Genomic DNA, 14,546 nt, shown 5'->3' with positions numbered 1-14,546 from the left:
GGCTACGCCCGAACACTCAGGAGTATATATCATTCCTGCCGCCGGATACACCTGTGTGGCCGTAGCCACGCCCGGCAGTGTCAGCATAATATCAACCGCCGGCGACCGCCAGCTATCAGAGATAGCCGCTCGCGAGATGCCACGCATGCGCGACTATATGGGTCGCCGAGGCATCGATACCCTGATGACAGCCAACCGACGGGCCGAATTTCCCGGCGTAGTCTACAGATGCCCGACTCTGCATATCGGGAACAGCAGCGTAGTATTCGCCGACGGCAACCGGAACACAAAACCGACCGATAGCGCGCCACCGGTCTACGTGATAATATGCCGCGGATACAGAGGAACAATGAAGGAAATTGCCACACAGTACCGGCCAGACACCATCGTGATGTCGACCGACTTAAACACAAAAATAGCCGACCGCTATATGAACGAATGCCGGCAACTCAACATGCCGGCCTATTCAATGCGATCGGGACGCATTCCCGACCTCAACGCCTTGCTGCGCTGAAGCCGTTTTCAGCAACAGATATGTCTGCCCCACTACATCATCAGTTGACGGCGAGAAGCTCTATATCGAAGATCAGAGTGGATCCTCCCGGAATGCCCGGTTGAGCCGACTTGCCATAGGCCTGCGATGCGGGGATGTACACCTCCCAGCGGTCGCCGACATGCATCTGCTGCAAGGCAATGATCCATCCGGGTATAAGCTCACGCAGTCTGAAAGCCGGAGGCGTAGCTCCACGACTACTGTCGAAAGCGCGACCGTTGATGGTCTTTCCGACATAATGCACCGTCACCACGCTCCCTCTGCCGGGCAGAGCACCCTTGCTGTCGCCCGACCGGAGCACCTTATAGAAAATTCCCTTGTCGAGCGGCTTCACGCCCGGCTCGCGCGACTTGGCTTCAAGCCACTCGAGATTTCTGCTCACATATTCCTGTTTTGCCATCTGCGATATTTCACCGATAAATAACGGGCATGTGCCTCAGACCGTAAGCGCTATATGATTGCGCTCGGCCAGCCGACGCATATTAATGATCGCGTAACGCATACGTCCCAAAGCGGTGTTGATGCTGACATTTGTCTGATCGGCGATCTCCTTGAACGACATGTCGCGATAATATCTCATCTCCAGTACCTCGCGCTGATTGTCGGGGAGAGCAGCCACCAGCCGGCGCACATCGCAGTCGATCTGCACCGAAGCGAGATGATCCTCGATATTGCCCTCGCTCAGTTCGCGGCGGTTGAGCACATCGGTTTCACCGGCATCGGCCGACACCACATTTTCGGCTTTTGCCTGCCTGAAGGTATCAATAATAAGATTGTGGGCGATACGTGTCAGCCATGAAAAGAATCGTCCGCTCTCGCTATAGCGTCCCTGCCTTATGGTCATTATGGCCTTGACAAATGTGTCCTGGAATATATCATCAGCCATATCGCGGTTTTTGACCACGGACAAAATATAGGAAAACAGGCGGGACTGATGACGGCGTAGAAGCACGTCAAACGCCTCATTGCATCCTGAAGCATACTTCGCCACCAGAGATTCATCGGGCAGCGCGACCATGTTCTGTGTCACTATTCTAAATTTTTACTGGTTTAGAGTAGCAGTGTTCCGATAGGCGTATAATGATTGGTTTTACGATAGATAGATTTCAAGCGGTCATCCCTGTAACTGACCACAGCGGCAAAATTAAGTCTTTTTTGTTTTATGGCAAAAAAATGTCACCGTTTCTTAACACGCTTAACAATCCGAAGCCCGCGCCGGATCCTGCGGCCGGGTAGTTTTTGCGCGGTGTCACACCTTTGTCGGCTGATGATGACACTTTTTTCAAAAAAAGTAGTAACTTTGTCGCTTAATCCAACAGTATCGGAGCATGCATGAAATTAACGCTATCCACAGCATAATGAAATCATACTCCAAGCAAGATCGCTAAATATGAACAACCTTCTGCTCCGCTCTCTCACCGGGCTCGTCTACGTGGCTCTGATAGTGTGTTCGATATTATACGGAGGCATGTGGGGCCTCACCGCCCTGCTCGCCCTCTTTGCCGTGCTGTCGACGGTGGAACTCCATTCGCTCTGCGGCGGGACGGGACAGTCAGGCACTACCGCGACACTGATCATTGACATAGCCGGATCAATGGCCGTCACAGCCGCCCCGGCACTGTATGCGACAGCATACCTGCACTCCGGCCCATGGGCGGCATTCGCAACCGCGGCGGTTCCATTCATGGCTTACCTCATAGTGCGCCTCATAGCACAGCTTTATGTGACTCCTGACATATCGCCTCTGCGATCGCTGGCCTGCAGCCTCTCGGGGCAGACATATATCTCGCTGCCTCTGGCCTGCGCGGCCGCCGTCTACATCATGTCATCGCCGTCAATGGCTCTGCTCATGTTCGTCATGATATGGCTAAACGACACCGGCGCATTCTGTGTAGGGTCGATGATCGGACGCCGACGCCTGTTCGAGCGCATATCGCCCAAGAAATCGTGGGAAGGCTTTTTCGGCGGCATGGCATTCTGCATTATCTGCGCCATAGCCGCAGGCCACATATCATGCGGCCTACCGGGCTATATGAGCATCGGCCTTCTGGCAGCCTATGCCGTGGCCGCCTGCCTGTTCGCGACATGGGGCGATCTTGTAGAATCGCTTCTCAAACGCACCCTCAAAGTGAAGGACAGCGGGCGTCTGCTGCCCGGTCACGGCGGCATACTCGACCGCATCGACTCTCTGCTGCTCGTGGCGCCTGCGACGCTGATATTCCTCTCCATATGCATAATCGCGATATTATAAATCTCTCCGACCATAAGTAAGCATTCAAATTCAAGCGACAGTAAGTGAAAGACGATCTTTTATACAATCTGCCAACACTTACTTAACAACAATTACCATAATGAGCGACCAACGTTACAATCTGCGCGGCGTAAGCGCCTCCAAAGAGGATGTACACAACGCCATCAAAAACGTAGACAAAGGCATCTTCCCCGGCGCCTTCTGCAAAATCATCCCCGACATACTTGGCGGCGATCCCGAATGGTGTAACATCATGCATGCCGACGGTGCCGGAACCAAATCATCTCTGGCCTACATCTACTGGCGCGAGACAGGCGATCTGTCGGTGTGGAAAGGGATAGCGCAGGACGCACTGATAATGAACATCGACGACCTGCTCTGCGTGGGCGCTACCGACAACATTCTCGTCAGCTCCACGATAGGACGCAACAAGATGCTGATTCCGGGCGAGGTCATAGCCGCCATAATCAACGGCACTGAAGAGCTGCTGGCCGACCTGCGCGACAAGGGCGTGGGAGTATGGAGCACCGGCGGCGAGACTGCCGACGTGGGCGATCTCGTGCGCACGATAATCGTCGACTCCACGGTCACATGCCGTATGCGCCGCTCCGACGTGATCGACAATGCGAATATCGCCGGCGGCGATGTCATAGTCGGTCTGGCTTCATCGGGACAGGCCTCATACGAGAAGGAATATAACGGCGGCATGGGCAGCAACGGCCTGACATCGGCCCGCCACGACGTATTCGCAAAGTATCTCGCCGATCGCTACCCCGAAAGCTTTGACGCGGCCGTTCCAGACGAACTGGTATATTCCGGCGGCGTGCGTCTGGACACTCCGGTGGAACACACCGGCGTGACAGCCGGCAAGCTCGTGCTGTCGCCCACCCGCACATATGCCCCTGTGATCAAGCAGATCCTCGCCGAGATGCGCACGTCGATCCACGGCATGGTCCACTGTTCGGGAGGCGCTCAGACCAAGGTGATGCATTTTGTGAAGAACAAACATGTCATAAAGGACAACCTCTTCCCGATCCCTCCCCTGTTCAAGCTCATCCAGGAGCAGTCGGGCACCGAATGGCCGGAAATGTACAAGGTATTCAACATGGGTCACCGTATGGAAATCTATGTCAAGCCCGAGGATGCAGCCCGCATCATTGAGATTTCCGAAGCCTTCGGCATAGAGGCACGCATCGTGGGACGCGTGGAGGAGGCTCCGGCCAACCGCCTTACGATAAAATCGGAAAAAGGGGTGTTTGAATACTGATCAGAGCCACAGCGGCCAGGCCACAGCCATGTACACGACCCGCCATATCGCCGCACTGCTCGCCATTGCCGCCACGGCGGCAATCGGATGGCTGTGCGGATGCAGCAGAGGCGCGTCGGATACAGCAGACGATTCCGACTCGCTGCGCCACCGTCTGCCCGACACCCTACGGGTAGGCACGCTCTACAGCCCTACGTCGTATTTCATCTACCGACAGGAGCCTATGGGCTATGACTACGACATGGTGAGCCGGTTTGCAGCCGACAAAGGGATGCATCTGGGCCTCCGGATAGCTCCGTCGCTTTCGAGAGCGGTGGAGATGCTCGATTCGGGTCTGATCGACCTGCTTGCATACGAAGTGCCGGTGACAGGCGAATACCGCCAGCGGGTGATACACTGCGGCATCGAGAATGCGACATATCAGGTGCTTGTTCAGCCCAAGCGGGGGAAGCAGCCGCTGATCTCCGATGTCACGCAGCTTGTGGGTCGCGAAGTGTATGTGGAAGAAAGCTCCAAATACCTGCAGCGTCTCAACAACCTCAATGAGGAACTTGGCGGCGGCATCATCATCCATGAAGTAGACCGCGACACGCTGATCACGGAGGATCTGATGGAGATGGTGTCGAAGGGCGAGATTCCTCTGACGGTGGTGGACAGCGATATAGGCCGGCTCAACAAGACGTATTACAACGATCTTGACATCACGCTCCAGATATCATTTCCGCAACGTTCGGCCTGGGGCGTGGCTGTCGGCAACCAATGGCTTGCCGACAGCATCGACACCTGGAGCCGCGGGGAGAAACCACGGCGGCAGCAGGCCACACTGCTCAAACGATATTTCGAGTTGAGCAAGGGTTCAGAGCCAGGGACAGCCGCCGTGAAGATCGATCTTTCGAAAGGGGTCGTGTCGCCTTTTGACCATCTGTTCAGACGCTATGCCTCCACCATCGGATGGGACTGGCGTCTACTGGCGTCGTTGAGTTTCAAGGAGAGCCGGTTTGACTCCACGGTGGTATCGTGGGCCGGCGCACGCGGAATCATGCAGATCATGCCACGCACAGCCCGTGCCTATGGCATGACCGATGAAGCCATGACCGACAACAATGCCAACATCTCCACTGCGGTGAAGATACTGGCGGCTCTCGACAAGTCGCTTGCATCGCGTGTGCCGGAGCGCAGCGAACGGCGCAAGTTTGTCGTGGCCGCCTACAATTCCGGACTCGCCCACATACTCGACGCGATAGCTCTGGCGGCCAAATACGGCATGAATCCTCAGGTGTGGGACGGGAATGTCGAACAGGCTCTGCTTCTCAAATCGAATCCGGAGTATTACAACGATCCGGTATGCAAATACGGCTATTTCCGCGGACGTGAAACATCATCGCATGTCAGCAGCGTATTTGCCTTCTACGATCAAGTTTGCAAAAACATACGGCAATGACATTCCGGCCGGACTTTCGACAGTGAACAATCCGTAACAGTGCCAAGAACCTATTATAATCCATTATTTTATATCCGTTATGAAGAAAAGATATCTATCTGTAGCTCTCGTAGTGGCTCTTGCAGGCTCTATGATGATGACTTCATGTATCGGCAGCTTCTCGCTGACCAACAAACTCCTGTCGTGGAACCGTCAGGTAGGCAACAAATTTGTCAACGAACTCGTGTTTTTCGCATTCTGGGTCATTCCAGTCTATGAAGTGTCGTGCCTGGCCGACGTGCTTGTGATCAACAGCATCGAGTTCTGGAGCGGCAGCAATCCCGTGGCCAAGGGCAAGAAAGTGATCGACGGCCACGACGGACGCTACCTCGTGGAATGCGACGGCAAGGGCTATACCATCACCTCGGAGAACGACGGTTCGATCGTCAGACTCGATTTCGATGCCGACCGACAGACATGGAGCGTCGATGCCGGACAGGGAGCGATACCGTTCATGACCTTTGTCGATGACAATCATGTCAGCATGCCTGCAGCCGACGGCACAATGCAGACCATAGAGCTCAGCCAGGCCGGAGTGATGGCCTATTCCCAGAGTGCCGCGACAGGTCTCTTCGCCTCACGCTGACACTACATAATCAATCATAAGAGAGGCCATGTGTCGGAACTCATATCCCAGACACATGGCCTCTCTTATTTTATGTTGTTCAGAAGAAGAGGATGATCACTCCTCGGCCGACTCGGCTTCGGCGGCCTCCACAGCGGCGTCAGACGCGATATTGGGCGCCTCAAGTCCGTAGTGCTTGCGTGTGTCGAGTATCTTGAGCCAGAGAGCGAATATCAGCGCCAGCACGCCGAATCCGGCGAACATCAGCATCGGATTGGTATAGTCATACTCCATCGGATCGGTCACTCCGGCATTGCTTGCCGCAAGCACGTTGCCAAACAGGATAGGCACTCCGAAGAGTCCGATGTTCTGCACCCAGAAGATCAGCGAGTAGGCACTGCCCAGGTAGCGCTTGTCCATCACCTTGGGCACTGAAGGCCACAGGGCCGCAGGCACCAGTGCGAACGACACTCCGAGCACCAGAATGGTCACAAGAGCCAGAATATGGCTCGGCACAGCCGGAAGCAGCAGAGCGAACACCAGATGGCAACCGATCAGCAGCAGCGATCCGAGGATAAGCATGGTGGCGCCACGACCGAACTTGTCGAGACAGTACCCCAGAGGCGGAGTCAGCATCAGCGCGCCGATCGGGAACCACCGCAGCAGGTCGGCAGCCGTCTCGGCCGAGATGCCGAGATTGCACTGCAGCATGTTGGTGCCGAAACGCTGGAAGGGGAAAATAGCCGAATAATAGAGCACGCAGAGCAGAGCTATGATCCAGAACAGGTGGGAGCGGAACAGTCCGCCAACATCGCTGAGCTTGAACTCCTCCTCGGAAGAGGTCTCTCCGGATCCCACACCGGTCTGCCGGTCGAGAGTACGGTCCATGACCGTAAACACTATGAAACATATCAGACCGATGAGCAGCAGCACGGTGCAGAAAGCCACCGGAACCACTACCGACGGATCGCCTCCGAGCGCCTGCGAAAGACGTGGAGAGAGCGAGAATACGGCAAACACGCCCAAACGCGCCAGAGCCATCTCGCAGCCCATGGCCAGAGCCATCTCCTTGCCGTCAAACCAGCGTGCGATCGCCTTGCTGACCGTAATACCGGCCATCTCGCAGCCGCAGCCGAATATCATGAAACCGAGAGCGGCCAGCTTGGCCGAACCGGGCATCGCAGTCCACCACGACGAGAGCCATCCGTCAAAAGCCGTTCCCACAAACAGCGGGCTAATGGCATAGAGTTTGATGACTGCACCGCCCACCATGAGCGATGCCGAGAGGGTGCCGGTGAAACGCACACCCATCTTGTCGAGGATTATACCGGCCACTATAAGGAAGCCGAACACATTGAGCATATACTCCGCACCGGCATAGTTGCCGAATGCCGTAGGACTCCAGCCAAGCCGCACTTCGAGCAGCTCCTGAAGCGGCGACATCACATCGACAAACATATAGGCGAAGAACATCATCGACGCGATCAGCGCCAGCGCAGTCCATCTCGCCCATGCCTTGTCGTTGAGAACCTGTCTTACTTTTTCCATTTTCTGACTAATTCGTTGATTGTATTACTGTTTTGATTAATAATCTATGCGGGCGACCCTACACAACCCGAAAGGACTGCTTATACGGCAGAACCCGATCAGAAGAGATAGCCGAATCCCACATTAAGATATATGGGATACATATTGAAGGTCACCGTTTTGAACGACGAAACGAAGATATCGTTAAGCCCCCACGACAGATTGGCGTTGACCGCCAGATGGCTATAGGCCATCCATGTCACTCCGGCCTGAAGTCCCCACTGGAACTTGCGCAGCTCGTCGCCGAAGTCGTATGATGCCCGTGAGTCGCCCTCAAACACGTATTTGTTGCCTGTGGGATCCCCTTCGCGGAGATATCCATTGTAGACATAGCCGTCGAACTCGTTCTTATAAGCATAGGCGAGATACGGGCCGAACGTCAGCGACGTGCGGTCGTGCACACGCAGGCGTGCCAGAATGGGCACCGACAGTTGCTGTGTGCTGTATTTCGTGCGCACCATCCCGGTCCAACGGCCTTTGAGTTTCTTGCCGTCGTCGAGTATCTCCATGCCGTAGTTTTTCACACGGGCTTTTGTTTCCATGCCCTTTGTGCCGAGCTGGAGAGCGACAGTGAGACCCCATTTACGGTCGGGGGTCAGCCATTTTGTGGCTATGGCTCCCACCTGCATATTGAGTTTGGGATCGAACGACTTGATGCGACGGATCTCTTCGGGCAGAGGCAGCGGCGAGGCTCCACCCACGTTGAATCCGGCGTTGACCTGATATTCTATATCACGGAAGAAGCCCTCGGCTCCTACTGGCATGACTGCCGACAGCATGACGACTGCGGCGGCCATGAGGCGTATGAATGATTTCATTGTTATTGACGGAGATGAATGATGTAACTTATTAATTGGCACACGTGATTAGTCGGCACACGTGATCTGGATACGGTCGACCTGAAGAGTGCTGCCTATGGCGCCTCTGAAAAAGTCGCCGTCCTCACTCGAACTCATCACAATGGCAATGCTGTACTTGCCCTCGCTGAGTTTTTCGGGATCTATCTGCTTGCCCTGACGCAGTGTGAACGGTACGGAGAATTCCCTCCAGTCGGACGAAGCCTGTCGGTCGGGTATTACGGCTGTGGATATGATCATGGGGTTGTCGGCGGCAAGCACATTGGTGCCGTCGAGCCATTCGTGTCCGGGCGATGTTTCGAACAAAACGGCGTAAAGATTAAACATGTCAGTCTTTCCGGGCACGGCCACGAGATTGCCGTCGGCATCCGGTTCGCTGTATGTCGGTCCGGGCTGATATTTGTAGAAGCCGCTGAACATCACAGGCACCTGAGTAAACGGTATTCCGAAATGGGTTGCTCCCAGAGGATTCGTCATGGCATTGGTGCCGTCGAACGTACCGAAAAACAGATTTCCGGCCGCCATCGGCTTTTTGGCCCGTTGTCCGAACGATCCGGTGGAGCGTGTAACCAGCGCCACGCATTTTCCGCCATCCACTCCCCCGTCGGCCTGATAAGTGGGGAATGTGCCGGGAGTAGATCCCTGCAGAGTCAGCGCAAAAGCCGAATTGGCGCTTGCCCATACGAGAGCGTCTTTGCCCGAAGGATCAGGCTCGTAGAACTCATCGTAGGAGCATACGCCTCCGAGAGCCTTGATGCGGCGCACATGGTCGAAATCGTATTCGAGATTGATACTGTTGTTGCGCTGCACCTCCACGATATAGTCTTTGTGCCACTTGCCGTCCTCCGAGGTTACGATATATGTCTGCGGGAACTCGAAGTTGCGCAGTGTGCCGCTCGGCGGCTCGACAGTGGCTCCCGGCGACAGCTCAAACTCCGGTGCAAGCGCCGTCACAGCCTGATTGTTTTTCACTATCAGGAGCACCTTGGTGTTGGATATGTTAGGCTCACGGTTAAGCACATCACCGGACACAGTCACCTGCACGATATCGCATTCGGCATTTTTGGGCTCTTCCCTGATACACGCAGAGAGTAGTCCGGACAACAGCACAAATGCAGCGATTGATCTAATTGTCATCTGTTTATATTATGATTTGCCAATATTTCACTGACCGACGCCTCTTCCGGCGTCGGTATTTAATCCGTCAAAATTAGTCTAATTATTTCGTGCGACTGGTCAAATGGTCGAAAAAATCGGTAGTGTTAAATATATTTAACTAAAATAAATCATCGTAAAGAAGAATAAAAGGCTAATTTCGCGCCATATTTTACGTGATACAGACAGTACAAATCATTACACAATCATGCCTTGACAAAGGCTTTTACAACAAACTAAACAATTGACAATGAGAAAACTTTTCACCTACGTGCTTGTAGCTGCCGCTGCGATGGCAGGCTTCACTTCATGTAGCGACGACGACAACAACGACCCTCAGCTCTTCGAGCTTCCGGCCGAAAGCAAGACCATGACTCCGTCAAACGGTCTGACATTCGTTAGCAACGGACAGTCGCTCTCCGACGTCACCCTCCAGTACGTGCCCGCCGCCGACGGCAAGAGCGCGATCCTTGACATTTTCGGCAGCAATGCGAGCCGCGCCGAAAGCCCTGTAATAGCTCCGGGCGACGTGCTTCCCGGTGCTGCTTCGGTTAGCATCAACGTGACTCCCAAATTCGAGGCTGACCGTGCGACATTCGAAGGCGACGCAGAGTCGACCTACTGCACTTTCCACTATGACGGCACCATCACCGCCACCACCATTCAGGTCAACTTCACAAACATCGTGATGAAGAACGGTGTGATCATCTCCACCCTCACCTTCACCGATGCCGACGTAGACCACATGCTCGAGCTGACCTACAACGGCGCTCCGCTCATGGGCAAGACGGTGAGCTTCAAGCCCGATGCATCAGACTTCAAGCGTGCGGTGCTGACTCTTGCCGGACAGGCTCTTGACCTGACCGACCTGCTCGCCACCGCACAGCTGCCGGTAGACCTCTCGAAGCTCTCCAAGATACAGACACCCGGAGTGATTCCCGGCACATCGAGCTTCGAGCTGCCCGTAGTTCTCGGCGACGACAATACCTTCAGCGGCTCGGCCGAAACCGCATTCGTAACCTTCAACTACGAAGGTCAGGTCGCTTCCGAGAAACTCGTGTTCAACATCACCGAAGCCAAGCTCAAAAATGCTCCGCTCTCCGAAAACAAATGGTATGTTCCTCACTATTTCTATAATGAAGACACTTGGGAATACGAAGGCAATCCTGTGCATTTCGTATGGGAAAGCAGCGCCAAATTCAACATTGACTTAGGTGGATTGGTGCTGCCATTTCCGCCTGCCGATCTTGTCGGCATTATGCTTCAGATGGGTCTCATACCGCAAGACGATAATGAAACGGCCAGCATAACCCAGATGATCTCACGTTCGCTTAAGACCATTGAATTCCATCCGGACGGCAATATCATCGCAGGCTATGTTGAGAACGGAAAAGTCGGCGGTCCGGTAATACAGTCGCCCGCTGGACTGGCACAATATGTCATTGCATCCGATGGCACTTTACTGCTCTATCTCAACCCTCAGGCTATCATTATGAATGTAATGAAAGCGCAGAACGAGGCTGCTAAATCACGTGCAATCGACTTCTCCAAATATCAGGCTACAATCGACGGACTGGCTGAGATGCTTGCCAGATGCGTCAGCGAGGGCTTCCCTATCACCTACGCCAACGGCATATATAAAGCAGCGACAGAAGAAGGCGAAGATAGCGAATTCATCAATACTGATGACAATCTTTCGGTTTATGCCAACACTGAATTCATTCTCCCGATCCTTAAAGCAGTAGCACCCATCTTCAATGATGAGGAAGTGCGCCAGACAATCATGAACCTTGCCGGACAGAATGAGGATTTTGCAGCAATGGCACCCATGTTGGACGGCATCCTCAAGTCTGTTCCCGATGTCGTCGAGGGTACTACCAAGATCGAAGCCGGTATTATCCTTACTAAAAACGAACCCATCGTTTCCGAAACTCCCGCTGAATAATCCAGCGATTATTTCTATAATGAGAGGCTGCCCGTCAACGACGGCGCAGCCTCTCTGCTTTCATTATGCCGGGGCATCGGGTGAAGGCTACCAGCTGCCGTGCTCCTGCTTATGCTCCCTGAAGTCGTGCTTCCTGTCGGTAAGCGCACTGCCCTGTCCCCACCAGTCCTGGTGGCGGGTGACACCATACATGGGGTATTTCCTGCCATTGAGATAGAACCCCTTGCCAGCCACGATCTCATAATGACGCAGACCCAACGGCTGAACCACCTCGTCGACCTTGCGGCCATCCTGATAAAGACACGAAACTACTTTATACAGATAAGGATCGGTACGGCCTTGCCACAGATGCGGCTTGGAGATCCGGCGAGATAGCCGTTGACATACACCTCGGCACACGCTCCCACCCCTTCGAAACGGAGATACACTCTCTAATAAAACACTGCAAAACGATCAGATCCATGCGTGCCGCTTCCACAAAGCCACACAAAATCATGGATTATAACAGCCTTCGACATTACCACACCATATATTCGCCATATGCAGTCGCCAACGGAAAGCGTCACTTGGCGTTGTTCCCTGGCGCAGTGACTTCGCACAGAACAACGCCTCTCTGCCGAGACTCAACCTCATCAGGGAAGGGAGTCATTAGATTATTGGATCAGAGCAAACACCCCATGATAAAATTCATCACAAATGTCGTAATGGTGAATTGGTAAATTTAATTATGGAAACGACACGTTTTGACGTTTTCATGTTATACTTTTGCCGTATGAAAAAAAATATGGGACGGTTGATCCGCTACATACTGATAATTCACAAGCTGTCGGGGCATAAAAAATATGTTTCGGCAGAGGCTCTTATCTCATACCTCAATCTTCAAATGGATCTGAGGGGATATGAGGTAGGCATAAGCCAGCGCACTTTACAAAGAGATATAAAAGAGATCGCGGATATGTTTGATGTGGAAATCAAGAACTATCGCGGATATGGATATTATATTGCTGACAGAATAGAAGAAACCGACATCAGATATCAGGAACTTCTGCTCAACTTTGATCTCTTGACTTCCATGAATCAAGTGAGTCAGTCAGTAGGATATATAATTCCCGAGCATCATCGGCCCAAAGGGATTGAAAGTATTCCAGCCATTATTAATGCGATAAAGGAACATCGAATTACCGAGTTTGACTACATCCTTGTAAGAAAGGGCGACAAGATAATTTCAAAGAGAGTCAAACCACATTTTCTAAAGGAATCTCTGGGCTTGTGGTATCTCCTTGCTCTTGATGAACATGATGCTCTCAAAGCATACGGGATAGACCGGATGCGTAACATCCATGTCACGGACACGACATTCAAACGAGACGACTCCATCAACCCGGATGATCTTTTCAAACACAGCTATGGCATTTGGGATGATCCGTCGATACCCATCGAGGATATTGAGCTTTCATATTCTCCGCTGGACGGCAAATTTGTCAAGACGACTCCGTTGCATAGCTCTCAAAAGATTCTCGCTGACAATGACGACGAGTTCAGGATAAGTCTGCGGCTAAGGATTACAAACGATTTCGTCATGGCGCTTTTGTCAAGAAGTGCGTCTCTGACGGTGATTCGCCCTCTGTCACTACTGAAGCGTATAAATGAAATATACAGAAACGCCCTAAAGAGAAATGAGTTATGAGAAGTATGCGAGATTTGATACATGATGCGATATATCCCAACACAAGGGTATATTATGACGCGAATGGAAACTACAGAGGTTCAAGCACGGATATCACTCCATTTTTGACACTCCTTGGCCGTTGTTGGGGGTGGATATTATGGCTATATATTGTCCTGACACCATTGCTGGCGCCGGTATATTTCATATTCGCACACTGGTTCTGCCGGAAATATGACGCCGAGTTTATGGCATCGGATCCAGTAGGCTGGCCGAAGGAAAAGAAATCAATTTTGAAAAATCATAGAAACATTCTTATCGGATGGATAATTTTCATGGTCTATGGCTACTGTATAGATTGGGGGCAGAATGACCTGCCATACAAATATACACAGCCATCTCAGCATTGGGAAGAAGCCACTTACGACCCTGACACCTATGTAGACCCCTATAAACAATACAAAGAAAACAATAACAGATAAAGATATGGCAGCACACAACTCGAAAACATCATTTACTGGCGAGGAACTTACACGGATTATCTCGCTTGTTCGTCAGCTTGAAATGGCTGAACCGTCTAAAAAGAAAGGCATAAGAGAAAATCTTCGTAAAATAGGACTGTATTGGTCCGAAGTCGCTCCGAGAATGCCTTACACAGTTGAAAATCTACGTCTGCTGTTCGAGAGCGAAAAGCTGACACTCCACGAACAAGGGCAATCAGATTCCACCGCCAACAATCTGGCGGATATCTTGTCCGTCAAATCGAAACCACTATCCGATGGAGCTGTGGCTTCCGATATCATCCTTCCGGACAAACATGGGTCGAGAAGCAATTCCGATGAGCATTATGTTATCGACCTCTGCGATGAAATTCTGGGGCAGACTGCAAGCCGTCAGCATCGGTTCGACTTCCTCAGAGGCGATTACGGCACTACACTACCTGTTGACGCTTATTATCCTTCTTTGAATCTCGTCATCGAGTATTATGAATCACAGCACTCCGAATCCACACCTTTCTTCGACAAGAGACAGACAGTCAGTGGCGTATCCCGCGGCGAACAACGACGGATATATGATTTACGACGCCAGGAGGTGTTGCCAAAACATGGAATTAATGTTGTGGTTATTCCATACACCGCTTTTGGATCGACCAAGAAGATTGTCAGGAATCCGCAGTCAGACAAACTTGCGATTATGCGTACCCTCAAAGAAAATGGCAT

The 14,546-nt window shown here is 52.6% G+C and carries 14 protein-coding genes and 1 pseudogene; 9 read left to right on the top strand and 6 right to left on the bottom strand.

What is annotated here, in order from left to right; all coding sequences use genetic code 11:
- Positions 1–514: hypothetical protein (locus C5O24_RS13965; protein WP_161553813.1), on the top strand; the 514-nt coding region annotated here is incomplete at its 5' end.
- 40 nt (positions 515–554) lie between these two features.
- Here C5O24_RS13965 and bamJ read toward each other — a convergent pair.
- Complete coding sequence (gene bamJ / locus C5O24_RS05410) at positions 555–971, bottom strand: BamJ family beta-barrel-assembly machinery protein (RefSeq protein ID WP_500690274.1); 417 nt, start codon at positions 969–971, stop codon at positions 555–557.
- 18 nt (positions 972–989) lie between these two features.
- Positions 990–1,571 carry a sigma-70 family RNA polymerase sigma factor gene (locus C5O24_RS05405; RefSeq protein WP_107035758.1) on the bottom strand — a complete coding sequence of 194 codons (582 nt, stop codon included), beginning with the start codon at positions 1,569–1,571 and terminating at the stop codon, positions 990–992.
- 372 nt (positions 1,572–1,943) lie between these two features.
- Between C5O24_RS05405 and C5O24_RS05400 the strand changes: the two genes are divergently transcribed.
- From C5O24_RS05400 to C5O24_RS05385, 4 genes are all read left to right on the top strand, one after another.
- Entirely contained in the window at positions 1,944–2,804 is an 861-nt protein-coding gene (locus tag C5O24_RS05400; RefSeq protein ID WP_107035759.1) for a phosphatidate cytidylyltransferase, read from the top strand.
- Between the two features lie 100 nt (positions 2,805–2,904).
- Positions 2,905–4,071, top strand: a complete 1,167-nt coding sequence (locus C5O24_RS05395) for an AIR synthase related protein (protein WP_107035760.1) — start codon at positions 2,905–2,907, stop codon at positions 4,069–4,071.
- The gene (locus C5O24_RS05390) at positions 4,061–5,512 is read left to right on the top strand and encodes an MltF family protein (RefSeq protein WP_133165471.1); all 1,452 of its coding nucleotides are present in this window, start codon (positions 4,061–4,063) and stop codon (positions 5,510–5,512) included. Before C5O24_RS05395 ends, C5O24_RS05390 begins: the two co-directional genes overlap by 11 nt.
- A 79-nt stretch (positions 5,513–5,591) precedes the next feature.
- The gene (locus tag C5O24_RS05385; protein ID WP_107681552.1) at positions 5,592–6,137 is read left to right on the top strand and encodes a DUF3332 domain-containing protein; all 546 of its coding nucleotides are present in this window, start codon (positions 5,592–5,594) and stop codon (positions 6,135–6,137) included.
- A 96-nt stretch (positions 6,138–6,233) separates the two neighbouring features.
- Here C5O24_RS05385 and C5O24_RS05380 read toward each other — a convergent pair whose 3' ends face one another.
- The 3 genes from C5O24_RS05380 to C5O24_RS05370 form a co-directional block, all read right to left on the bottom strand.
- Positions 6,234–7,664 (bottom strand): MFS transporter, encoded by a 1,431-nt coding sequence (locus C5O24_RS05380; protein WP_240604910.1) that lies wholly within the window; start codon positions 7,662–7,664, stop codon positions 6,234–6,236.
- 98 nt (positions 7,665–7,762) lie between these two features.
- On the bottom strand, positions 7,763–8,521 hold the full coding sequence (locus tag C5O24_RS05375) for a porin family protein (RefSeq protein ID WP_107681551.1): 759 nt from the start codon (positions 8,519–8,521) through the stop codon (positions 7,763–7,765).
- A 48-nt stretch (positions 8,522–8,569) separates the two neighbouring features.
- A complete protein-coding gene (locus C5O24_RS05370; protein ID WP_107035764.1) occupies positions 8,570–9,697 on the bottom strand; it encodes a PCMD domain-containing protein in 1,128 nt (375 codons plus the stop codon).
- Positions 9,698–9,965: 268 nt separating this feature from the next.
- Between C5O24_RS05370 and C5O24_RS05365 the strand changes: the two genes are divergently transcribed.
- Entirely contained in the window at positions 9,966–11,660 is a 1,695-nt protein-coding gene (locus tag C5O24_RS05365) for a hypothetical protein (RefSeq protein WP_107035765.1), read from the top strand.
- A 120-nt stretch (positions 11,661–11,780) separates the two neighbouring features.
- On the opposite strand, the pseudogene C5O24_RS05360 reads toward C5O24_RS05365, so the two are convergent.
- Positions 11,781–12,026: pseudogene (locus tag C5O24_RS05360) on the bottom strand (glycoside hydrolase family 2 protein); the annotation flags it as partial.
- A 361-nt stretch (positions 12,027–12,387) separates the two neighbouring features.
- Between C5O24_RS05360 and C5O24_RS05355 the strand changes: the two are divergent.
- The 3 genes from C5O24_RS05355 to C5O24_RS14285 form a co-directional block, all read left to right on the top strand.
- Entirely contained in the window at positions 12,388–13,347 is a 960-nt protein-coding gene (locus C5O24_RS05355) for a helix-turn-helix transcriptional regulator (RefSeq protein ID WP_240604909.1), read from the top strand.
- A 5-nt stretch (positions 13,348–13,352) separates the two neighbouring features.
- Complete coding sequence (locus tag C5O24_RS05350) at positions 13,353–13,808, top strand: hypothetical protein (protein WP_133165470.1); 456 nt, start codon at positions 13,353–13,355, stop codon at positions 13,806–13,808.
- Positions 13,809–13,812: 4 nt separating this feature from the next.
- Positions 13,813–14,546 (top strand): putative endonuclease domain-containing protein (locus tag C5O24_RS14285; RefSeq protein ID WP_500690273.1); only part of this gene is annotated, 734 nt, incomplete at its 3' end.

Source organism: Paramuribaculum intestinale, assembly GCF_003024925.1.
Lineage (GTDB): Bacteria > Bacteroidota > Bacteroidia > Bacteroidales > Muribaculaceae > Paramuribaculum > Paramuribaculum intestinale.
The sequence above is the reverse complement of the archived record's forward strand: the minus strand, read 5'-3'. Positions and strand labels throughout refer to the sequence as shown.